Annotated in this window: 19 protein-coding genes; 2 read left to right on the top strand and 17 right to left on the bottom strand. The window is 59.7% G+C overall.

What is annotated here, in order from left to right; genetic code table 11:
• The first annotated feature begins 7 nt into the window (after positions 1–7).
• Entirely contained in the window at positions 8–976 is a 969-nt protein-coding gene (locus WLY71_RS03605) for a metal ABC transporter ATPase (RefSeq protein ID WP_347802538.1), read from the top strand.
• 101 nt (positions 977–1,077) lie between these two features.
• Here WLY71_RS03605 and hldE read toward each other — a convergent pair whose 3' ends face one another.
• The 3 genes from hldE to WLY71_RS03590 form a co-directional block, all read right to left on the bottom strand.
• Entirely contained in the window at positions 1,078–2,502 is a 1,425-nt protein-coding gene (hldE, locus tag WLY71_RS03600) for a bifunctional D-glycero-beta-D-manno-heptose-7-phosphate kinase/D-glycero-beta-D-manno-heptose 1-phosphate adenylyltransferase HldE (protein ID WP_347802537.1), read from the bottom strand.
• A 123-nt stretch (positions 2,503–2,625) separates the two neighbouring features.
• Positions 2,626–4,434 carry a lipid A export permease/ATP-binding protein MsbA gene (gene msbA / locus WLY71_RS03595; RefSeq protein WP_347802536.1) on the bottom strand — a complete coding sequence of 603 codons (1,809 nt, stop codon included), beginning with the start codon at positions 4,432–4,434 and terminating at the stop codon, positions 2,626–2,628.
• A 15-nt stretch (positions 4,435–4,449) separates the two neighbouring features.
• On the bottom strand, positions 4,450–5,622 hold the full coding sequence (locus WLY71_RS03590; RefSeq protein ID WP_347802535.1) for an O-antigen ligase family protein: 1,173 nt from the start codon (positions 5,620–5,622) through the stop codon (positions 4,450–4,452).
• Between the two features lie 151 nt (positions 5,623–5,773).
• On the opposite strand from WLY71_RS03590, the gene WLY71_RS03585 reads away from it, so the two are divergent.
• Entirely contained in the window at positions 5,774–6,340 is a 567-nt protein-coding gene (locus WLY71_RS03585) for a BUD32 family EKC/KEOPS complex subunit (protein ID WP_347802534.1), read from the top strand.
• On the opposite strand, the gene WLY71_RS03580 is transcribed toward WLY71_RS03585, so the two are convergent.
• The 14 genes from WLY71_RS03580 to waaF form a co-directional block, all read right to left on the bottom strand.
• Complete coding sequence (locus tag WLY71_RS03580) at positions 6,335–7,429, bottom strand: glycosyltransferase (protein ID WP_347802533.1); 1,095 nt, start codon at positions 7,427–7,429, stop codon at positions 6,335–6,337. The two genes, WLY71_RS03585 and WLY71_RS03580, sit on opposite strands and share 6 nt — an antisense overlap.
• A 214-nt stretch (positions 7,430–7,643) precedes the next feature.
• Positions 7,644–8,600, bottom strand: a complete 957-nt coding sequence (locus WLY71_RS03575) for a glycosyltransferase family protein (protein WP_347802532.1) — start codon at positions 8,598–8,600, stop codon at positions 7,644–7,646.
• On the bottom strand, positions 8,597–10,027 hold the full coding sequence (locus WLY71_RS03570) for a PIG-L deacetylase family protein (RefSeq protein WP_347802531.1): 1,431 nt from the start codon (positions 10,025–10,027) through the stop codon (positions 8,597–8,599). The genes WLY71_RS03575 and WLY71_RS03570 overlap by 4 nt, the downstream gene beginning before the upstream one ends.
• An 8-nt stretch (positions 10,028–10,035) precedes the next feature.
• Complete coding sequence (locus tag WLY71_RS03565) at positions 10,036–10,932, bottom strand: antimicrobial resistance protein Mig-14 (protein WP_347802530.1); 897 nt, start codon at positions 10,930–10,932, stop codon at positions 10,036–10,038.
• Positions 10,932–12,062: a glycosyltransferase gene (locus tag WLY71_RS03560; protein ID WP_347802529.1), complete on the bottom strand. Its 1,131-nt coding sequence runs from the start codon at positions 12,060–12,062 to the stop codon at positions 10,932–10,934. Before WLY71_RS03560 ends, WLY71_RS03565 begins: the two co-directional genes overlap by 1 nt.
• Positions 12,046–13,803 (bottom strand): carbamoyltransferase family protein, encoded by a 1,758-nt coding sequence (locus WLY71_RS03555; protein WP_008146248.1) that lies wholly within the window; start codon positions 13,801–13,803, stop codon positions 12,046–12,048. Before WLY71_RS03555 ends, WLY71_RS03560 begins: the two co-directional genes overlap by 17 nt.
• A gap of 173 nt (positions 13,804–13,976) precedes the next feature.
• The gene (locus tag WLY71_RS03550; protein WP_347802528.1) at positions 13,977–14,312 is read right to left on the bottom strand and encodes a YceK/YidQ family lipoprotein; all 336 of its coding nucleotides are present in this window, start codon (positions 14,310–14,312) and stop codon (positions 13,977–13,979) included.
• Between the two features lie 211 nt (positions 14,313–14,523).
• The gene (locus WLY71_RS03545; RefSeq protein WP_347802527.1) at positions 14,524–15,975 is read right to left on the bottom strand and encodes a lipopolysaccharide kinase InaA family protein; all 1,452 of its coding nucleotides are present in this window, start codon (positions 15,973–15,975) and stop codon (positions 14,524–14,526) included.
• Entirely contained in the window at positions 15,975–16,727 is a 753-nt protein-coding gene (locus WLY71_RS03540; RefSeq protein WP_347802526.1) for a lipopolysaccharide kinase InaA family protein, read from the bottom strand. The genes WLY71_RS03545 and WLY71_RS03540 overlap by 1 nt, the downstream gene beginning before the upstream one ends.
• Positions 16,724–17,458 (bottom strand): lipopolysaccharide kinase InaA family protein, encoded by a 735-nt coding sequence (locus WLY71_RS03535; RefSeq protein WP_347802525.1) that lies wholly within the window; start codon positions 17,456–17,458, stop codon positions 16,724–16,726. Before WLY71_RS03535 ends, WLY71_RS03540 begins: the two co-directional genes overlap by 4 nt.
• Positions 17,458–18,264 carry a lipopolysaccharide core heptose(I) kinase RfaP gene (gene rfaP, locus WLY71_RS03530; protein WP_347802524.1) on the bottom strand — a complete coding sequence of 269 codons (807 nt, stop codon included), beginning with the start codon at positions 18,262–18,264 and terminating at the stop codon, positions 17,458–17,460. The genes WLY71_RS03535 and rfaP overlap by 1 nt, the downstream gene beginning before the upstream one ends.
• Entirely contained in the window at positions 18,264–19,385 is a 1,122-nt protein-coding gene (locus WLY71_RS03525; protein ID WP_347802523.1) for a glycosyltransferase family 4 protein, read from the bottom strand. Before WLY71_RS03525 ends, rfaP begins: the two co-directional genes overlap by 1 nt.
• A complete protein-coding gene (rfaC, locus tag WLY71_RS03520; protein ID WP_140677125.1) occupies positions 19,385–20,446 on the bottom strand; it encodes a lipopolysaccharide heptosyltransferase RfaC in 1,062 nt (353 codons plus the stop codon). The genes WLY71_RS03525 and rfaC overlap by 1 nt, the downstream gene beginning before the upstream one ends.
• 1 nt (position 20,447) lies before the next feature.
• Positions 20,448–21,482, bottom strand: a complete 1,035-nt coding sequence (gene waaF, locus WLY71_RS03515; protein WP_129439087.1) for a lipopolysaccharide heptosyltransferase II — start codon at positions 21,480–21,482, stop codon at positions 20,448–20,450.
• Positions 21,483–21,760: the final 278 nt, after the last annotated feature.

The following is a 21,760-nucleotide window of genomic DNA, read 5'->3' as shown; positions in this document are numbered from 1 at the left end:
AGCCGACATGCCGCGTACGCTCATAAGAAAGAACCCGAGCAACTTCAAGACCCTGCCGTTATTTGTCGAAGCGACTCCCGAAGGCCTGAGTTATCAAAGCGTCGGGATGCCGCTCAATTTCTCCCAGACGCTGCAACGTCGCCGCCCGGTGACGGTAGCCGACACTCAGCGGTTTTCGCTTGAGCTGGCCAACCTCGGGGTCTCGGTGCGCCTGACCCTCCATTGGCAGAACCGCGATTACTGGGTGTTGGTACGTCAGCGTCGGCAAGACCGTGGCGACGTGGTGCTCAAGCTGATCTCCGGTTACGTGCCCGCCCATGAGCTGAACCTGCCACTGCACACCGCGATTCAGGAAATTGCCGAAGAGTGCCTGCTGGAAACCCCGGAAGGCTGGCTCGGCGGGCGTTTCAACGACACCTGGCTGCCGGCGCCCTACTCGTCCGCCCTGCATTATCGCGAGGCTTTGCCGTTTCGCCTGACGCCGCTGTCCGGTTCGGCGCGGCCAGTGCGTTGCGCCAAGATGCAGTTGATCGAACGCCCGTGGGCTTACGTGCATTTGCCGACGGCCTCACTGCAATTGATCTATGACTTGCGCCTGGACGTGCCCAAGGAGGCCAAATCTCTGAGCCTGTTCCATGTCGACGAACGACTGGAAGGCGATCAACTGGTGGCCCGGCTCGATCGGAAACGTCCCGATTTGTACCTGATGCCACTGCAGGACGGCCAGCCGATGGCCGAACTCTATACCTTGAAAAAGGATCAGCTGTACCCGGCGAGTACTCGCGGGTTGTACCTGGCAGAGAGTTTTGCCCAGCAGGAAGGCTGGCTGGTGAGGGATGAGCGGATTCGCTGGAAGGATTGGGTGCGGCAACAGGGCTTGAGCCCGCCGGGGAAAGATTCAGGTCTGGCGCGGTTGCGTGGGAAGGCGAAGCAATTGCTGAAGAGAATCGTACCGCGTAAAAAAGTCAGCTCTTAAAGCAAAAGATCGCAGCCTCGTTTCACTCGACAGCTCCTACATTGAAATGCGATTTTCTGTAGGAGCTGTCGAGTGAAACGAGGCTGCGATCTTTTATGACTTCACTCGGATTGCCGGATTTTCTCGACAATCGCGGTGGTCGAGCTGTTTGCCACCAGCCCCAGCACTTTCACCGTTCCGCCATAAGCGGTCACGATGTCCGCGCCGACAACTTGCTCGATCCCGTAGTCCCCGCCCTTGACCAGCACATCCGGCTTGACCTCGCGCAGTAGGTTTTCCGGGGTGCCTTCAGCGAAGCTGATCACCCAATCCACGGCGCCCAGACCTGCCAGTACGGCCATGCGACGGTCGACGCTGTTGATCGGACGCCCCGGCCCTTTCAGTCGGCTGACCGACGCATCGTCGTTGACCGCCACGATCAAGCGATCGCCCTGAGCTCGCGCCTGCTCGAGGTAGGTCACGTGGCCGGCGTGCAAAATGTCGAAGCAGCCGTTGGTGAAGACAATCTTCTCTTTATGCGCACGCGCATCATCGACCGCCAGCAACAGCTGCTCAAGGCCGAGTACACCGCGCTCCGAACCTTCTTCACGCTGGATGGCGCGACGCAGTTCCGGCGCGCTGATGGCCGCCGTACCCAGTTTGCCGACCACGATGCCCGCCGCCAGGTTGGCCAGGGCCACCGCGTGGGGCAGTTCTTCGCCAGCGGCAATGGCGGCCGCCAGGGTGGAAATAACCGTGTCGCCGGCACCGGTCACATCGAACACTTCACGGGCACGGGCTGGCAGGTGCAGCGCCGGATGATCCGGACGCAACAAGGTCATGCCGTGTTCGCCGCGGGTCACCAGCAATGCGCCGAGGTCAAGATCGTGCATCAGCTGCGCGCCCTTGCTCACGAGTTCGTGCTCATCGGCGCAGCCGCCGACGATGGTTTCGAACTCACTGAGGTTCGGGGTGATCAGGCTCGCACCCCGGTAGATCGAGAAATCCTTGCCCTTGGGATCCGCCAGCACCGGAATGCCACGGGCACGTGCAGCCTGGATCAGCACCTGATGGTTTTTCAGCGCGCCTTTGCCGTAGTCGGACAGCACCAGCACTTTGATGCCTTCGAGCAATTCGTCGACTTGCTCGCCCAACGCCAACGCGTCGGTGGTGAAAGGTTCTTCGAAGTCGATACGCAGCAGTTGCTGGTGACGGCTCATGACCCGCAGCTTGACGATGGTCGGCTGATGCGCGATGCGCTGGAACAACGCCCGCACGCCAGCGCCCTTGAGGCTATTGGCCAGGCTGTCGGCGGCTTCATCGTCGCCGGTCACGCCGACCAGCGAGGCCGGGGCGCCGAGGGCGGCAATGTTCAACGCAACGTTGGCGGCACCGCCCGGGCGGTCCTCGATTTGCTCGACCTTGACTACCGGTACCGGCGCCTCAGGGGAAATCCGTGAGGTACCACCATGCCAGTAACGGTCGAGCATGACATCGCCGACCACCAAGACAGGGGCTTGATCGAATCGCGGCATGGACAACTTCATGGAGCAACCCACATACAAAATGAACAGGGGCGCGATATTAACACAGGGTTGGCGTGGGCTTGCGCATGGCATTAATGAGAGGATTTTTTGCGGCCGCCACCCCTCGGTGGCGGCCAGCGGCGGTCAGGCGATACCCGCAGTAACCGGCTCGTCCAGGCCCATCGCATGCAAGCGCGAGTAGTAGCCATTTTGCGCGAGCAATTGAGCGTGGGTGCCGCGCTCGACGATTTCGCCATGATCCATGACCAGGATCAGGTCGGCTTTCTCGATGGTCGACAACCGGTGAGCAATCACCAGCGTGGTGCGACCTTTCATGACCTGATCCAGCGCCGCCTGAATGTGCCGCTCGGACTCGGTATCGAGTGCCGACGTTGCCTCGTCGAGAATCAGCAACGGTGCGTTCTTCAACAAGGCCCGGGCAATCGCCAGGCGCTGGCGCTGGCCACCGGACAGCAACACGCCGTTTTCCCCGACCTGGGTGTCCAGGCCTTGCGGCATCTCCGAGATGAAGTCCATCGCGTAAGCATCCGTGGCGGCCTTTTCAATGTCGGCACGCGGTGCGCCGGCCAGGTCACCGTAGGCGATGTTGTTGGCAATGGTATCGTTGAACAGGGTCACATGCTGCGTCACCTGCGCCACGTGTCGACGCAGATTGCGCAGACGATAGTCTTCGATTTCCACGTCATCGAGCATGATTTCGCCGGTTTCGTGGTGATAGAAACGCGGAATCAGGCTGGCCAGGGTCGACTTGCCGCTACCCGAACGACCGACCAGGGCGATCATTTGCCCAGGTGCCGCCGTGAAGCTGATGTTCTTCAGCACTTCACGCTCGGTCCCTGGATAGGTGAAGCTCAGGTTGCGCACTTCCAGGTGGCCGCTGACGCGATCGCGCTCGACGGTACCCAGGTCAATCTCTGGCTCGACGTCCAGTTGCTCGAAAATGCTCTCGGCACCGGCAACGCCTTTCTGGATTGTCGAGCTGACTTCCGACAGCTGCCGAATCGGCTTGGGCAACAGGCCCGCCGCAGTGATGTAGGCCACCAGGTCACCGGCGGTGGCATCGCCGCGCAGGAACAGCACCAGGAACATCAGCACCGCCATGGCGGTGTAGATCACCAATTGCAGCATGGGCGTGTAGACCGCACCGGTCTTGGTCATGCGCAGTTGCTTGTCGGTGTTGCCCTGGCTGGCTTCGGCGAAACGACGCTCTTCATAGCTCTCGCCGCCGAAGCTGCGCACCACGCGATATCCCTGGATGGTTTCGGAGGCCACGTGAGTCACGTCGCCCATCGCCACCTGGATTTTCTTGCTCTGCTTGCGGAATTTTTTGCTGGTGCTGCTCACCATGATCGCGATGATTGGCAGGATCGCCAGCATCACCAGGGTCAGTTTCCAGTTCATCCACAACAGGTAAGCAAACAGGAACACCACGGTCAGGCCTTCACGAATGACCACTTTGATGGCGTCCGTGGCAGCACCGGTGACCATGGTCACGTTGAAGGTGATTCGGGAAATCAGGTGCCCGGAATTATGGGTGTCGAAATAACGGTTGGGCAATACCAGCAACTTGTTGAACAGCTCGACACGCAAGTCGTGGACCAGCCCCAACGATACTTTGGCCAGGTAGTAGTTACCCAGGAAAGACCCCAGTCCTTGCCAGGCGGCGATCAGGATGATCAGCAACGGCACGGCCATCAGCAACTGCAAGTCTTGCAGATAGGGAACAGTCGGGAAGAGCACCGCTTCGGGGTTGCTCAGGCCATCGACGAAATATTTGAGAATCCCTGCGAGCATGGGCTGCGTCGAGGCAAAGATCACGAAGCCGACGATACTCACCAGGAATAGGCCGATATAGGGTTTTACATAACCCAACAGCCGAAAATAGATTTTCAGGCTGGAATCCTGTCCCGCTTTGGGCGGTGCGTCACTCATCGTAGAGCTCACTCGTTAGGAAGAACGCGAAATTTTATCACAAACGTCGGAATTGACCCGCGCCCATACCAACACACTGGCCAGGCCAACGGGTAACCAACTGATGAACCACTCGGCCCTTGGCGTTCCAGCCAGGCTGGCCGCATCGAATTGCATGGCCAGGGATGAAAATACCCATATGCCAATGACGCCTTGACCATATAGCGTTTCCCGGGCTTTCCAGGCCTCCCGTAAAACTGCAAGCCATACCGCGCACCACAACAACAGCCCCGGCAGACCCAGTTCGATGGCGACATGAGTGAAGAGGTTATGGGCGTGGTCAAAGGACAAGCCGTCGACGAGCACTTTATAGTTGCCGCCAAGGCCCAGACCGCGCCATGGGTGCTCGGCAATCATTTGCAAGCTTGCCATCAGGATTTGCGGACGATAGGAAACACCGCGAGCCATAACCAAAGGCTCGAAGAACCAGAAAGCCAACATCGCCACTGTCAACGCAGATACCGCAACGACGCGACTGCGTCGATCGCGGCACCAGATCGGCATGACGAGCAACGTCAGGAACAACGCCAAGGCAGCACCACGACTCTGGCTAAGCACGACAAACATGCCAAGGAAACCCAGCGCTACGACCCAGACCGCTTGCATCCAGCGCGCGCGCGGTACCCAATGAACAAGCCACACGGCCGCCAATCCAATAACGTAGCCACCCAGAATCGGGTGAGACAACTCACCCAAACCTTCAACGCGCGCGTACCAGACGTTGCCATCGACCCCATAAAATTTGACGGTGGCAACCAACGCAGTCAACGCCAGCCCAATACCGCCCCATTGCATGATACGAATGATTCGGTCGGGCCGGGTATTGGCAAAAACCGGAAAAAAAAGCAGGAATACGCCGATGTACAACAACCGCTTGACTTCGCGACTCGACTCCTCAACGTTCGTCCAAGAGAGACTAATCAATGACCAGACCAGCAGACCGAGCATCGGCAGGTAGACCCAGCGCTGCTCATATAGGAGTTCTCTGATCCGGGCCCGCGCTGGCCAGCTGAACACCATGGCCGGCAGCCATAGCAGTGCGACCAACCCTTGCTGATAAAGTTTGTTGGTAGGCGCAACGGCGATAGCCAGCAGAAACCACAACAGACCTGACGTCATCCATACTTGCGCCCAACGTGTTTCTTGCATCAAATTGCTCCTTAGACAACCCACCCTACCTAACCCGGCATGGTTAAAACTGAAACTTTTCGGCATCATTGCCCGCCACAGTGCCCGCGCAATTCCAACAAGGCTTTCTATGATGCAATGCTCCCGGCTTCCGCAAGACGCTTTAAATCAAATGATTGAAGCCGCCAGAGTACTGGAGGCCGACAGCTACGGCCCGAAAGTTTACCTGTTGCAGGATGGGAATATCCTGAAACTGTTTCGTCGCAAGCGTATTTTATCTTCCGCGATGTTTCGTCCGTACTCGAAACGCTTCATCGACAATGCCGCCCAACTGCACAAGCTTGGCGTACCCACCCTTCAGGTCCTGCAGTTCTATCGGCTGCAAACCCCAGGCATGACGGCGGTGCTTTACCAGCCCCTGCCAGGAGAAACCCTGCGCCAGATCGCCAACAAGGAAGGGTTCAACTGGCAGCAGACACTGCCGGCTCTGGCGGGGCTGATACGTAGCCTTCATATGTCGGGGATCTACTTTCGCTCACTGCACCTGGGCAACATCGTGGTCACGCCGGACAACCGGATGGGCCTGATCGATGTGGCGGATATGCGTTTCTTGCGGGCGCCACTGCCCAGGCATCTGATCAAGCGCAACCTGCAGCATTTCGCCCGCTACATTGCGCGAGAGAACCTGAACGACAGCTTTCCAATGCAGGCACTCGAGCAAGCTGTTCTGGCATCATGAAAGCAATGCACGGGCCGTCTGACTGAAGTTCAGCCAGGCCTGGTCAGGGGCCAGCTCCTGATATTGGCCTGCCGCGATTTCTTTCGCAGAAGCGCTGGACGCTCGCACAATAATATCGCTCCAGGCACTGACATCCTCTACGGGGGCATACCAACCCGTGTCGGCCAACTGCTCGCGAAACACTGGCAATTCGCTGGAAATTACGGGGACACCCGCCATCACCGCCTCTTGCATAATCAGCCCCAGGCCCTCGTCCAGTGAAGGGATAGCGACCCAGTCGAAGGCCCTGTAAAGCCGCGCGGCATCATTCAGATGGCCGGGCAAGGAGACACTCGCGCGCAACCCCAGGTGATCAATGCGTGCTTGCAACGCTTCTCTGGAAGGCCCTTCACCGATAATCACCAATCGCAGATCGGGCCGCTGCTTCAATGCAGAGGCATAGGCCTCGATCAGACAGGCAAACCCCTTATTCTCCACCAATCGCCCCACCGCACCGAGCACAGGCGTGTCATCCAGGGGCAACCCCAACCGGGCGCGGGCCTCCTCGCGAGAGAGTACCGAGGAGCGAAACGCGGCGGGGTCGAACGCACTACGCAGTGTCATGACCGGCATTTGAAGGTCTCGGCCCAGCGAGGCCGCCAAGGTGTTCGACACTGCGACCAATGTCAGCTGGGACGTCGAGATCTGGTGGAAGAGGGCTCGATCTCCGGCACGAACTCGCGTGGAACCATGAACAATCACCACCGCGTGGATGGTTGGCAATGTTTTGAGAAGGGGTAAAAGTGTGCGAGCTACCCCCAAGCCATCGAGCAGCAAAAGGTGTGCCCCACTCTGCTTGAGGGCTCTCTTGAAAGAGGCCTGCATCCAGGGCTTCATCAGCCGCCAGAAATGCCGCCCTTTCAAACGGGCGGAGGACAGTTTCCATTCCCGGGTTTCGCCAACATTCACTCCAGACCCTGACGCGCTGCCCTGAAGCAACCAGGTCTTGACCGATGCGGTAGGGCCGGCCTGCGACAGTATTTGCTGATGAACCTTGTGAATCGATGCAAACGGCGCACCGCCGGACCACATAACGTTAAGGATACTCATAAGGCAACAAGCCAACGCATGGAACTATGCAGGTACGCTGCGGCGTACTTAATTGATAAAACAGCCAATGCAGACTCCCGGCCTTAGAGACAATGCAAACTTGATGTGTTCGCGACGAACGCGCGCCTTGCGCTGATGCTCAATCGACAGCTGTACGTGGGGGCCAAAACCGGCATGCCGAACGACATCTCCTTCCAGCGCCACAGAAACCCTGTCAAACGCCCAGCTTCAGACGCACTTTTTCCAGCAGACTCAACGGCGCGTGAGGACGCAATGCTGGTTCGAGCTCCTCGACGATACGCTTCCCGATACGCGCAAAGCTGAACTGGCCAACCACCAGTTCACGACCATTGCGAGCGATACGCTGCGCCAGCTCCGGGTCAGCCCGTAGCCTCGCGAGTTTTTCCTGAAGCTGCGGGATACTTTGATAGAAAACAACGTTGTGCAAATCGTGCAAACCCAGCGCGCTGCTTTCAGCCGCGCCCTGATCATAAGCCAGCAGCACACAACCACACGCCATGGCCTCGAAATTCTTGATCATGAATTCGCCCATACCGACGTCGGCGCTGACGAAGTAGCGAATACGGTTAAGCGTATCGCAGTATTCCTCACCCGACTTGGTGCGCGTCACCACCAGAGGTTCGACGCGCGCCAACTCATCGAGCAGTGCTTTGCGGCCGCTATAGGCGACGCTGTTGGTACTGCCTACAAATGCCAGTTCGATATCTCGCTCACGACCTTGATCTTGCAGCAGCGACTGGTCGTATCCCTTGGGAACGAACACCGCATCGAAACCTTCCTCACGCAAACGCTGGCTGACCATGAAACCCGAGCTGATCACCCGCGCCCAAGGCAGCTTGCGGTAATGGGCGCTGAACTTGCCGGTGTACTTGCACGGGATGTAATTCTGGTACGCATCGTGTTCCAGAATAACCAGATTGGGCAGGGTCTGGATGAACCTCACCTGTCTGATTTCTTTTTTGAAACGCAGGAAAAAAACAATCCGGTCGTAGCGGGTCACATCGACATGCTTGCGAAAATATCCACGCAAGTCGTCCTGCTCCGCGCTGGTCAGCTCGCGCTTGTCGCAGTCGCAGTGCTCGGCGATACCGTCATACAGTCGATCGAGGATCGCTCGCTGTTCTTTCTGCACCAGAAACAGAACTTTCAATTGGTCTCTCTCTTTCCAGACAGCTCTTGGACCCAGAATAATTCGTGGCGTCGCACCGCTTTACGGAAGAACTCGTTTTCGCCGAAAGCCGGCCAGTGTCGGGCCGCCAGACAACGTTGGATCGCCCGGCGAAGTAGACGCTTGAGGGGAAGTCGGGGCTGAAGGTCGTGCATCATGCCCAACGACATAGCCTTGTGCCACTGCTTTTCGGCCGACAGACAAAGCGCCCAGGGCCGCAACGGTTCGTGATTATTGATCTGTGGCGGCAGTGTCACACCGGTCCCGGCATCACCCATGGGCCAGCGATCGTTGTCGTGTAGATGATTGGCGTAATGCAATAAGGTTTCGGGCTGCCAGGCTGTACCGTTCAGTGCCTGCATCACCGCCTGCTGTGAGCATAGATGGTCTGGGTGCGGGTCGAAACGCGGATGTGGCAAAACGATGACCTGAGGCTGGATACGCTCGATCAACTCACTCAGGTCGGCCAGCAGATTGTCCCAGGACGGTATGCCATCGGCGTCACTGCCCAGGGCAAACGGATTGAACCGTCGAAAATATCGGGTATCACCAAGTTGTGCCTCACGGGACACCACGGCCTCGGTCGGCGTGCTTTGCATGGCGGGCAATTGCAGACAGAAATACCCCAACTGAATGCAGCGTTCCTGAGGTACACCGCCCCACAGCGGCACGCTGAGACTGTCCCAGGCGCGAAGCGAGCCTTTCAACCGGGACGCTTCGACGCCATTGAGCCCCATCTGCTGATAGTGCCCGGCCTCGATTTCACCGGCGGTCAAGGTCACGATCCAACTTTGACTGGCGCTGCTGTACAACCCGAAGGCGGCCAACTCGGCATCGTCGGCGTGGGGCGCGATCACCATCACCCGCTGACGGCTGTAATCCGGATGCTCGAACGCCCTGAGCACCGGCTCACCCAGCAGTCGGCAGAAACGCCCGCGCAGGCGTAACTCACCTTGCGACAGAACCCGCGCCTGACCACTGAGGTTGAGGTAACGCAGGCCGTTCACACCACGCTCGAAGGTTTGTCGGTCCGGGTTATCCCCCCCCGACAACTCGACCACGGGATCGATAAAGCGTCCCAGCCAAGTGCTTTTTATCCGCAGCGCCAAGACCAGAGTGGCGTCGTCGACCAGCATGACACCTTCGTCCAGGCGCAAACGCTCACCGTCAAGGTGAACCTTGGGCTGCTGGGTGTACGGTGGAAAGCTGTACTGATAATCGTCTTTGGGCGAATAAAACAAATGGTCGGCAAACCATGCCTCGTGGGAAATCCAGCCCAGAACCGCGAGCACCAACGGCAGCCACCAGGTCACCAGCACACCCATGGCAATCAATAGCACCAGCGCGATGAGCAGACCAATGCGTTTGTTGCGTCGATGGCGCTTGAGCAATTGCTGTTTGCGGTTCATGGGCTGGCTCATACGGTGAACACCGGCACAGGATTGCACCAGCGATCCTTGTACTCACGGTCGGCGCGACCGAAAGAAAACCGCAACGGTTTGTCCAACGCCCGGGCATGCTCCCAGGCGCTTTGCGTATTGAGAAAACTCAGCACGCTGCCCGGACTGAATTCTCGGGTTTCGGGATCGACGCCGCCATTGATGTACTCGACGCTGATCCACTGCGGTGTCTCGACACGGTAGACCAGTTGAATCGCTATCGGCGCATCGTTGAGAAAAATCACCGAGCCGATCAGCAAATCACGCAGCAACTCGATGACCTCAGCCATGCGCTCGGCCCCCGTCGCCGGGAAGCCCCAGCGACGCTGGAACAGGTCGCAATAGATCGCCGCCAGTTCACTGCTGGAAAACTCCGCGACCGGCCGAACCACTCCGCCCGCTTCTTCCAGCAATCGCAATTCACGGCGCTGGTTGTAGCGAAACTTCTTCGACAGTTCTTCGGGAGTGCGGGCCATCGCCAGCTGTTCAGCCTGCAACTTGATGCCGGTGAAGCGGCCTTCATTCAGCACCGACAGGTAGCGTCCACGATGACGCAACGGCGCTTGTGCATCGGCAGCGGCCGGCAGGATGAACTCGGCATTACCGAGGTCGAACAGACCTTTTTTACCGCAGCGCTTGAGCACATCCTTGGACAAGGCAAGGTCGCGGCCCCAGGTCGGGATCGCCGCTTTGACTTCACCGTTTTGCTCCCAGGCCAGGTAGCGCACAGGAATGTCGGCCAACTGCGCCAGCCGCTCGACCACCATGGGATGAGTGGCGACGCTGCCGCCATATCGTTGCCAGGCTTCAGCATATGTCGAGGCGTCGACTACCGCCCAGCCACGTTCGCGCCAGCCTTGAAATCGGTTGAGCATCAGCCCCTCGGTGCCAGTTCGGTGACGTGCGGCAAACGCCAGAAAGCATCGCGCACCGCGCGGTCGGAGAAGCGCTCACGCAAGCGATCGAGCATCAGCTCGGCGCACTGGTGACGTTGCTGCTCGTCCATCGCGGCCAGATGTTGCAGCCCTTGAGCCAAGTGTTCGGCATCGCCCAGCGGGAACAGAATACCGACGCCCTCGACCACTTCCTTCGCCCCGCCACACGCCGTGGCGAGCAAGGGCACACCGGCAGCCATGGCCTCCAGCAGCACCATGCCGAACGGTTCGTGATCGGAACTCAGGGCAAACACATCGAAGGCACGGAAATATCGTCGGGCTTCAGGCACCTGACCGAGGAACAGCACGCGGTCGCCGATACCCAACTCACGGGCCAGGGCCTTGAGGTCCTGTTCCAGTCGACCGGCACCGAGCATCACCAGTTGGCTGCTGGCCGGCAAACCCGGCAATGCCGCGGCAAAACCGTGCAGCAGCGTGGTCTGATCCTTGTCCGGATGCAGCCGTCCGACATTGCCGACAACCCAGGCATCCGGCGCCAGGCCGAGGGTTTCCCGGGCCTCGCGAACCGACACCTGGCTGTCCTGCAAGGTCTGCACATCGATACGGTTATAGAGCGTCTGAATCCGCGCCGCCGGCCACTTCGGCAGGCAATGGCGCATGTCGTCGCGCACGGCATCGGAAACCCCGAGCAGGCTCAGGCGCTTGCGGAAAATATTCGCGAAGAGTTTGCGTGTGCCGCGCTTGTAATCGTCAAACGCGTGATGCACGCCAATCACCGGCAACGACGTGCCGAGCAAGGCGATATAAATAGGCTTGAAACGGTGGGCGATGCAAAAACTGAAATTTCGCGAGGCGGCGATCTTGCGCAGATCGCCGATGGCGCCCAGCTTCAGGCCACGAATGGCCTTGGAGCTGTATTCCATGAACAGCACTTCATCGGAAGCACAGCCCGCGGCGACTTCGGCATCGGCAGCCCCGGTCAAAAACACCGTGGTCACTCGATAACCGGTCCCCGCGAACAGGCTGGCGTACTGCCGGGCGCAGTCCAGAAACGGCCCGTCATAGCCGTGACAGAACTGCAGCACATGGCGTTCAGCCGAGCGTGTCATATGCGTCCGCGCCCTCTTTGACCACCAGGATGTCTTCCATGATCAGATACTGTAGATCGGAACCGAAGAACATGTTCAGGGCATCCGTCGGCGAGCAGATCATCGGTTCGCCACGACGGTTGAGCGAGGTGTTCAGCGACACACCATTGCCGGTCAGCACTTCCAGCGCCTTCATCATGTCGTAGTAGCGCGGGTTGTATTCGCGCTTGAGCACCTGGGCCCGGGACGTACCGTCTTCATGGACGACTTCAGGCACGCGGGTCTTCCACTCTTCCGCCACTTCGAAGGTGAAGGTCATGAACGGCGCCGGGTGATCGATCTTGATCATCTGCGGTGCAACGGTGTCGAGCATCGACGGGCAGAAAGGCCTCCAGCGCTCGCGGAACTTGATCTGGTGGTTGATGCGGTCAGCCACGCCCGTCGCACTCGGGCAACCAATGATCGAACGACCGCCCAAGGCGCGCGGACCGAATTCCATGCGGCCCTGGAACCAGGCCACCGGGTTGCCATCGACCATGATTTTGGCGATGTTTTCCGGCATGTTCTCAAGCTTGCGCCATACCGGCTTGCTCGGGTGACGGGCGCATGCAGCGAGGACGTCTTCGTTGGTGTACGACGGACCGAGGTAGACGTGTTCCATCTTCTCGACCGGCACACCACGGGCGTGGGACACATAGGCCGCCGCGCCGACCGCGGTGCCGGCATCGCCGGACGCAGGCTGCACGAACAGCTCTTTGACGTCATCGCGAGCAATGATTTTCTGGTTCAGCTTGACGTTCAACGCACAGCCACCGGCGAAGGCCAGCTTGCCGGTTTCCTTGAGTACGTCGCCCAGGTAGTGGTCGATCATCTGCAGCGAGATTTTTTCGAACAGCGCTTGCATGCTCGCGGCGTAGTGGATGTACGGCTCGTCGGCGATGTCGCCTTCGCGCTTCGGACCCAGCCACTCGATCAGCTTCGGCGAGAAGTAGAAACCCTTGCCCTTCTCTTTATAACGACGCAGGCCGATGACGTTGGCGTAGTCGGTGTTGATCACCAGCTCGCCGTTCTCGAACGAAGCCAGGCGCGAGAAATCGTATTTGCTGGCATCGCCATACGGCGCCATGCCCATGACCTTGAACTCACCGTCGAGCATCTCGAAACCGAGGAACTCGGTGATCGCGCCGTACAGGCCGCCGAGGGAGTCCGGATCGAAGAATTCCTTGATCTTGTGGATCTTGCCGTTTTCGCCGTAACCGAAAAAGGTCGTGGCGTACTCACCCTTGCCGTCGATCCCGAGGATCGCGGTTTTCTCTTTGAAACCGGAGCAGTGGTAAGCGCTGGAGGCGTGAGCCAGGTGATGCTCGACCGGTTCGATCTTGATTTTCTTCGGATCGAAACCCAATTGCTCGAGGCACCAGACAATCTTGTTGCGATAGCGTTTGTAGCGACGGTTACCCATCAGGATCGCATCGAGCGCGCGGTCCGGGGCGTACCAGTAACGCTTGGCGTAATGCCAGCGAGCCTTGCCGAACAGGCTGATCGGCGCGAACGGAATCGCTACCACATCAACGTCGGATGGCTTGATGCCGGCCTGCTCAAGGCAGAACTTCGCCGACTCGTAAGGCATGCGGTTCTTTGCATGTTTATCGCGCACAAAGCGCTCTTCCTCAGCCGCCGCGACCAGCTTGCCGTCGATGTACAAAGCTGCGGAAGGATCATGGCTAAGGGCGCCGGACAGGCCAAGAATCGTCAATGCCACAGGGGTCTAGCCTCTTTAGTCTGCATGCAGGCGCAAGGCGCCTCAAAGATTAATGTGCCCTCGCAAAGGGCGAGTGGCAGCTAAAGGGCGGGATTATAGCGTAAACATGGCGGGAATGACCCAGCGCATATTGCCCCCGTAAAGATGATCCGGGCGAAAGCAGGCGGCACTGCTCATCCGCGGCCTGACCTCCAGTAAATACTGATATTGCCGTCGATAGCTTGGCGGTAAACCGTATAGGGCAGGAGGACGGTGTCGAAAACACCCGACAGGGTGAAATCCACCAATACGAACGGCAAAAGAATACCCGTGGGATCAGGCGCCGCGTTTAATACGCAAAAGTCGTAGGCCAGGCCGCTATAGATACGCGGGATGGATTGACAGTAGGTCTTCTGCTTTCTAAGGCTACGAGCCGCATCCTCGTCATCCTGCAGCACCGTAACAGCGGTCCCGCAGCCTGATAAAACCAGTGCAAAAGTGCTCAGCAACACCGTCATTTTCATCGTCAAAATCTGCCCTCCGTGAACGTCAGGCAAACTAGCATCGCGGCTATTCAGGGCACAGTTCACGGCATCCCTGTTTCGCGTAGGACAATTCATAAGAATCTGTCCCTTAATCTCGAGTGGCTGTTCTGGCCCCATCGCGAGCAGGCTCGCTCCCACAGTGGTTCTTCGCTGCAACAAAGATCCCCTGCGGGAGCGAGCCTGCTCGCGATGGGATTCAGGCAGCGCTAGAGATATCTTTGGGTACGCGCTGATCAATGACCCGATACAGCGCACTGCTCTCAGGCCAGTTACGCATGAACCTTGCCCGATCCCGCGCATAAGCCGGGGCGAAGCTGCTGAGCGAGGCATGCTGACACATCGAATCCAGATCAATCAGCGCCCAGCGATCGTGCTGCCAGAACAGGTTATGCCCCTTGAAATCCCCGTGACTGATCCGCTCGCCAATCAGCTCGGCAAACAAATGATCCAGCGCCAGCAATTCGGCTTCCGGTGCCTCACCGTTTTCAACATAAGGCGCAAACCGCTCGATGATGTCCGGTCCCGGCAAATACTCGGTCACCAGATAAGCCCGACTGCGCAACCAGAGAAAACGCTTCTCCAGCAACGCCAACGGCTTGGGCGTGGCGATGCCGAGAAACGCCAGGCGATTGCCTTCACGCCAGGAATGCCAGGCACGGCTCGGACGCCAGAAGCGTTTGAGCCAGTGGGCAAAACCCTTGATGTTGTAGCGCTTGATCACCAGCGTACGACCAGCCACCTCGACCTTGCCGACGCTCGCCGCGCCGCCGGTCTTGTACAGATGGCCCTGATCGAGCAACGCATCGGCCTGCGCCAGCACCGGCAGCATCGCCGCTTCTTCCTCGCGACGAATCACCCGTAAGCCGAACGCTCCGCGCTGGACACTGAACAGCGTGCATTCGCGGCCGACCTTGATCAGGAAGTCCTTCAGACGCCAGGTGCGAACCTTGTTGATCTGCTTCTGCAACGCTTCCATCGGTAAGGCATGCTCGCCGTTGCTCAACAGGTAATACACCAGCAACTCTTCGGTGTAGGGCTCCAGCGATTTGGGCAACTGGGCGAAAAACACGCCGAGGTTTTCCAGGACTTTCTGCCGCGAGAGCGGCTGGCCTGGCGTCTCCGTGCGGATTCCGGCACCGTCGATCAAATACAGCCGACCGCCCTGGCGCAGCAGGTTGTCCAGGTGCAGGTCTTCCTGCCACAGGCCCTTGCGGTGCAATTGACCAATCGCACCCAGCGCATCGGCCAATACCGCCGATTGCTCATCCGCCAGCATCGGCAAATGTTCGACCTGTTTCCAGGCATCCCCAAGGCTGTCGGCGCCTTCAAGGAAATCAAACAGCAGCCAACCACCCTCGCCGTCCTTCAGGCCATCAGCCAGCAACAACGGCGTGGTCAACCCCTGAGCCGCCAGCAACCGCACGCCGTCCAGCTCACGCTGGAAATGCCGCGCCGCTTTGCTGCCGACCAGCAACTTGGCCAGCACCGGCCGCCCACGCCAGACGCCAGCACCGACATAACGCTGCCCCGGCAACACCCGCAACAGACTCAGCAACTGCAGCTCGGCAGGGCCGGCGGCATCGGCCAGTGGAATGTTCAGCGGCAGACTTGGGCTGCGGCCAGCGTTTTTTAATTCGGACAAACGCATCAGCGCGTCTCCTTATGACTGCGCCGCGCGGTCAGTCGCGCCAGCCAGCTGTCGATCAGCGAACTGTCTTGCGATTGATCCAGATAGGCGGCCAGCAGCTCGCGCAACTGCGCTTCGCTCCACTCAGGCGCCCGACGCAGCAACGGCTCCAGGTCTTTGGCCCGATCACGCAGACCAAACAGCAACGGCCGGGTCTTTTCCAGGTCGATCAGTTGGGCCAGGTAACCGTCGCCGGTGGCCTGGAGAAAAATGTGCTTGGGGTAGAAGCAACCGTGAACCTGACGCGCGCCGTGCAGGCGCCGAGCCAGTTGTCCACAGGCCTTCAGAATGGCCGAATGCTGCGCCGAACTCAGGTCCGACCAGCGCCGCAACAGCGAATCCAGGTCATCCCAACCGTCCAGGGCTCGGGTCAGCAGAATCGCCCGGACTTCGCCATCGATTTTGCGCTCACCGAAAAACGCCGCTTTCAACGCTGGAATTCCGAATCGCTCATAGCGACTGATATTGCGAAATTCACGGGCAAAGCTCGGCTCGCCAAAAGGCGCATGCAAGGTGCGCATCTGGTAGTTGCTCTGGCGTTTGAGGTAGTAGCCATGACCTTCCAGGTCCAGCCGAAACACGCTACTCCAGCCACCGCGAGCGGTGTTGGGCTCGTCCACAGCGTCGAGCTGCTTGGCCCAGAGTGCGTCAAAGGTGCCGAGGCCGTGACGCTCAAGCAGCGCACGGTCTTCAGCGGCCAGAAAATCAGTCATTCGCGTCCCTCGAAAAATCTAATCACGTGCCGGATCCGTTTTTTATCGGCGGCATTCAGCCGATCACACTGGCGGTATTGCAGGTAAAAGCGCAGGCGCTGGGTAGCCGACAAGTGATACTTGGCGACCTTGTCCAGGCACGCCAGGTCCTTGGTGATCCGGTACTTGAGCCAGAAGCCGCGCCAGAAATCGCCATTGGGGCAGTCGATCAAAAACAGCCGGGGCTCGTTGTCGATCAGCAGGTTGCGCCACTTCAAATCGTTATGGGTGAAGCGGTGGTCGTGCATGGTCCGGGTATAACCCGCCAGCTGCCGGCTGACATTGTCGACCCAGGCGCGGTCCGCCAGCTTAGGGTCATGCCGCTCGGCCAGGGCCGACAAGTCTTCGGTATGCGGCAGCTCACGGGTGATCATCGCCCCGCGATCGTACGCCGCGCCGCGACGTTCCAGCCCCCAGGCCACCACTTCGGCGGTGGGAATGCCCCACTTGGCGAAGCGCTTGAGGTTCTGCCACTCGGCCTTCACCCGGGGTTTACCCAGGTAACGGCGCAGACCTTTGCCGGCACCTACGTAGCGTTTGACGTAATAGTTGACGCCATTGCGCTGGACGCGAATGACCTCGGACAACGGGTCGCGGGTCAAGCGCTCGCCCTGAAGCGAAAACACAGCCTCAAGACTGCCGAAATCTTCTGCCAGATCGCTGTACGCAGGCTCCAGTGTCCAACCCGCCATCAGAGCGCATCCCCGTATCGCTGTTTACGGTCGTAGAGTTTGTTGGCCTTGCCTTCGAGCCAGGCGAGCAACCCGGCTTCCTCGCCCAGGATCTGGCGCAGGGGCCGCTGGAAATAGCCCTTGAGGAAACGCAATTTGTCGCGACGGGTCAGGCCAATGTCCAGTGCCGAAAAATACAGCGCCGCCAGGTCCTTGTTGCGCCAGCGTTGGGTAATCGTCGGACGGGTCTGGGCACGGTGCAGGTCGATCACCGAGAGTTTGAAATCGTCGGCCGTCACCGGTTTGTCGGTGTGCAGCAGAAAGTGGCAGATGTAGCAGTCGCGATGGTTGACCCCGGCGCGGTGCATCATGCCGGTCATGCGCGCGACTTCGGCAATCAGCGCGCGCTTGAGTCTTGGCTCGGGCGGGTGCTTGACCCAGTCGATGCTGAAGTCTTCGAGGCTGACAGTGGGCGCCAGCTCTTCGGTGACGATGAACGAATGCTGGTCCGCCGGGTTGCTGCCCTTCTCGCCATAAGCCACGGCGGTCATGGTCGGCACGCCGACTTCTTGCAGGCGCTGGATGGCCTTCCATTCCTGGCCGGCACCGAGCACCGGCAACTTGGCAGTGAGCAGGTTCTTGAAGATCTCGCCCCAGCCGATGCCACGGTGGATTTTCACGAAAAACCCGTTGCCGTCAACGACGGTACGCAGGGTCCGGCGCGCTTCCAGTTCGCGGTACACCTCGCCCTGGAGGCCCTCGACTTCAGCGAACGGGTCGCGTCCAGCCCAGAGGCTCTTGAACGGTTCAGCCAGCATCAACTTCATTAAGCGTGCTCCGCCAGAATCACATCGGCCGCGTGCTGCGGCATGCTGTAGAGGTCGGCCGTCTCCGCGAAGGCCAGACCGTTGCGGCTCCAGGCCGCCCGTGCTTGAGCGTCGTTCAACATGCCGATCAGGTACTGAGTCAGTTGCACCTGATCGAAAGGCTCGTCCAGCACCAGACCGGCGTCGGCCTCGGCGATGTAATGGGCGTAACCACACACCGCACTCACCAGCACCGGCAACCCGGCCACCAGGGCTTCGAGCAACACAGTCCCGGTATTTTCGTTGTACGCCGGGTGAATCAACAGATCGGCGCCGAGCAGAAAACGCGGGATGTCGCTGCGGCCCTTGAGGAACGTCACGTTATCGCCGAGCCCCAGTGTGGCGCTCTGCATCTGGAACAATTTGGGGTCGTCCTGGCCAATTACAAACAGCCGGGTGCGTTTCTTCAGATCGGCGGGCAATGCAGCCAGCGCCTTGAGGCTGCGATCCACGCCTTTGGTCTTGAACCCGGAGCCGATTTGCACCAGCAGCAGATCATCGTCTTTCAGGTTGAATTCGCGACGGAATTCGGCACGGATCTCGGCGGCATTGGCCGGCGCACGACGGTCCTGAGAGATACCCGGCGGCAGCAAATGGAAGCGCTCAAGCGGCGTGTCGTAATGCTTGATGAACAGCGGCTGCTGGACTTCGGAAATCATCAGCACTTCGGTCTTGGCATCCTTGGCGAACACGGCGCGCTCGTACTCGGCGAAGTGCCGGTAGCGGCCCCAGCGACGGTACAGCGAGTTACGCAGGTTCTGCGCCTTGTCTTCGAAGCAGCCGTCGGCGGCGTAGTAGACGTCCAGCCCGGGCATTTTGTTGAAGCCGATCAAACGGTCCACCGGACGCTTGGCCAGATCCGCTTCCATCCATTCGCTGAGCTTCTCGTTGCGTCGATGATTGAAGAACGCCTTGACCGGCACCACCAACACTTCGAAGCCCGGTGGAATGTCGCCTTCCCAGATCAGCGTGTAGACCCGAATCTGATGGCCGCGCTGCTGACATTCCAGGGCAATGCGCATGAAGTCGCGCTGCAAGCCCCCGAATGGAAAGTATTTGTACAAGACGAATGCCAATTGCATCAGCGCAGCTCCTCAGCCAGTAACAACGTGCTCAGTCGGGTCGCGACACGCTCGGGATTCAGACGCGTGAAGCACAGGGGCCACTCGCGTTTAAGGTCAAACTGACGGGCATCTTCGGCCGTCGGTTGATACGTACATTTCTTTTGCATACACGGCGCACAGGGGAAATCGCTGGCGATGTGAATCTGCGCTTTACCGTAGGCACCGGTCAGGCCCGGGTTGGTCGGGCCGAACAGCGACAACGTCGGCACGTCCAGCGCAGCGGCGAGGTGACCGAGACCGGTGTCCACCGCCACGCAGGCTTGCGCGCCGGCCAGCACTTTGCCGACACCCGCCAGATTCAGCTTGGGCAGCACTTCGACGTGCCTCATGTCTTTGGCGATGCGCTCGGCCCGGGCTTTCTCGATCGGATTACCCCACGGCAGCTTCACCGCGACACCGAGATAGCCGACGCGCTCGGCCAACTCGCGCCAGTAGGCTTCAGGCCAGTGTTTGGTGTCCCACGTGGTGCCGTGCAGGAACACCACGTAAGGATTCTTGCGCGGCAATTCCACCAGTCGCTCGACGTTCAGGCCGTAATCGCCCAAGCCTTTTGGCAGGTCGTAACCCAGGGCCACGGCAAATAGCTGACGCACTCGCTCCACCGCGTGTTGCCCACGGGCCACGGCCAGACGCCGGGAATAGAAGCGTGCGGCAATCGGCTCGCGGGCCGAGTTTTTATCCAGCCCGGCCACCGGGGCTTTGGCGTATCGGGTCAGCAACGCACTTTTCAGCAGGCCCTGGGCATCGATCACCAAATCATATTTGTTAGCGCGAACGCTTTGCTTGAAGCGCTTCCACTCGCCACTCTTGATGGTCTGCCAGATATTTTTGCGCCAGCGACGGATCGCCACCGGAATCACCTTGCCCACGGCCGGGTGCCAGGTCGGGATTTCGGCGAAGCCCTCTTCCACCACCCAGTCGAACTGGATGCCGGGGATCGCCCGTGCCGCGTCGGTCAGCGCCGGCAACGCGTGAATCACGTCGCCCAGCGAAGAAGTCTTGATCAGCAGTACCCGCAAACTATTTGACCTCGACCACAGTGCCCTGCAAACGTTGCAAGGCTTCGTTCACCGCTTGCGGCATGAGCTGGCGCAGGCAGTTGTAATGACCGAAACGGCACGTGCGATCGAAGCAGGGGCTGCATTCGATGCCCAGGCGCACGATCTCGACGTGCTCGGCCAGTGGTGGCGTGAAACCCGGCGACGTCGAGCCGTAGACTGCCACCAACGGGCGATTCAGCGCAGCGGCGACGTGCATCAGGCCGGAGTCGTTGGACACCACCGCGTCGGCGCAAGACATCAGGTCGATGGCTTCGGCCAGGGAGGTGCCGCCGCTGAGGTTCACCGACTCTTCACGCAGACCGGGAATCAGCCGCGAGCGGATGTCTTCGCCGACGGCGTGATCGTTTTTCGAACCGAACAGCCAGACTTGCCAGCCTTCGCGGATCTTCGCTTCGGCAACCTTGGCATAGTGCTCGGACGGCCAGCGCTTGGACTCGCCAAACTCGGCACCGGGGCACAGCGCCAACACCGGGCGGTCGAGAGCCAGGCCGAACTTGGCCATTGCCGCTTCGCGAGTGACCGGGTCAATCTGCAGGCTCGGCCGTGGATAAGGTGTCGGCAGCTCGGCACCGGGCTCGTAAGCCAGGGCCATGAAGCGCTCGATCATCAGCGGGTAACGTTCTTTATCCAGCGTGCGCACGTCATTGAGCAGGCCGTAGCGGAATTCGCCACGCCAGCCGGTGCGTTTCGGGATGCCGGCGAAGAACGGCACCAATGCCGACTTCAGGGAATTGGGCAGCAGGATCGCCTGATCGTACTGGCCGGCCAGAGATTTGCCGATGCGCCGACGCGTCGCCAGCTCCAAAGCACCGTGACCGAGCGGAAAGCTCAAGGCCTGGCGTACTTCGGGCATGCGCTCAAGAATCGGCCGGCTCCACTCGGGGGCCAGCACGTCGATTTCGCATTGCGGGTGGCGTTGCTTGAGACACTGAAACAGTGTCTGCGCCATCACCATGTCACCGACCCAACTGGGCCCAACGATCAGAATTTTCATGTGGTTTCCATAAACGAGCCGGGGAGGCATACGCCTCCCCGCCTCGAGAATCACTGCGGGAGCAAGGCTGCTTGCGATGGGTCATCACCTTCAACATTGCTGTCGACTGTCACTCCGCTATCGCGAGCAAGCTCGCTCCCACATGGGTATTGGTGCACATCCAGTGCGGTGCAGCTTAGCTACTTCAATCTACCAAACACCACAAATCTACTGTGGGAGCGAGCTTGCTCGCGATGAGGGCATCACATCCAACATCGATGGTGACTGTCAGGCCGCTA

This window comes from Pseudomonas rossensis, assembly GCF_039888995.1.
GTDB lineage: Bacteria > Pseudomonadota > Gammaproteobacteria > Pseudomonadales > Pseudomonadaceae > Aquipseudomonas > Aquipseudomonas rossensis.
This window is presented reverse-complemented; position numbering and strand designations above follow the sequence as displayed.